The organism is Nonomuraea aridisoli (genome assembly GCF_003236395.1).
Lineage (GTDB): Bacteria > Actinomycetota > Actinomycetes > Streptosporangiales > Streptosporangiaceae > Nonomuraea > Nonomuraea aridisoli.
Map to the genome: position 1 here is coordinate 1 of NZ_POUD01000606.1, position 881 is coordinate 881.

Annotated in this window: 1 protein-coding gene; it reads right to left on the reverse strand. The window is 76.7% G+C overall.

From position 1 onward, the window contains the following. Window positions 1–881, reverse strand: an 881-nt coding sequence (locus tag C1J01_RS50910; protein WP_181449388.1) for a tetratricopeptide repeat protein, incomplete at both ends; no start/stop codon positions are given.

Genomic DNA, 881 nt, shown 5'->3' on the forward strand with positions numbered 1-881 from the left:
ACCACCACCTCCGCCCCGCCCGCTCCCGACGACTCGACACCGGAGAACGACGGAACGTCCGGGGCCAGGACGGACAGGACGTCGGTCACGTGGGTCGCGAAGTCCGGGTCGCCTCCTGCCGCTTCGAACGCCGCCACCGCCTCGCCCACCCGGCCGGCCTCCAGCAGCGCGCACGCCAGGTTGTGGTGCGCCCGCGCGGCCTCACCGCGATAGCGCGGATCCTCCTCGGCCAGGATGCGGAACCTGGCCGCCGCCTCCTGCGCGGGCCTCAGCGCGGCCGCGCCCTCACCGGCGAGCAGCAGGCACGCCGCCAGCCCGAAGAAGGCGTCCGCCCGCCCGGCCGCCGCCTCGTACGGGGGAGCGCCGGCGTAGATCTCGACGGCCTCCGTCGCCGCGGCGACCGCCTCGCCGAGCCGTCCCACGCCGGCGAGCGCGCTCGACGACCACGTCAGCGCCATGGCCAGGGCGACGAGGTCCCCATGTGCGCGCCGGTGGCGGACGGCCAGGTCGGCGAGGGTCACGTTCAGCGCCCGCAACCCCAGCCCGACGCCACGCCGCGGCATCGGCACCCCGGCGGACACGATCGCGGCCGGCCCGGGATCGGCGGCGAACCGGGCGAGCGCGGTGTCCAGCACGTCGCCGAGCCGGGTGCCGGGGTGCGCCGCGGCCTCCCCGACCAGCTCGGCGATCCGGCCGGTGACCAGCGCCCGCAGCGCCGCCCCCACCGGCTCCCTGCCGGACGTCAGCAGCAGCACGTCCATCATGCGGATGAGCTGCTCGACCGTACGGCCCTCACGGTCGTGCAAGGCCAGGACCAGCCGCTCCAGACCCTCCGTCCCGGCGAGCAGCTCCCCGACCACGAGCTCGGGCCCGAACACCCT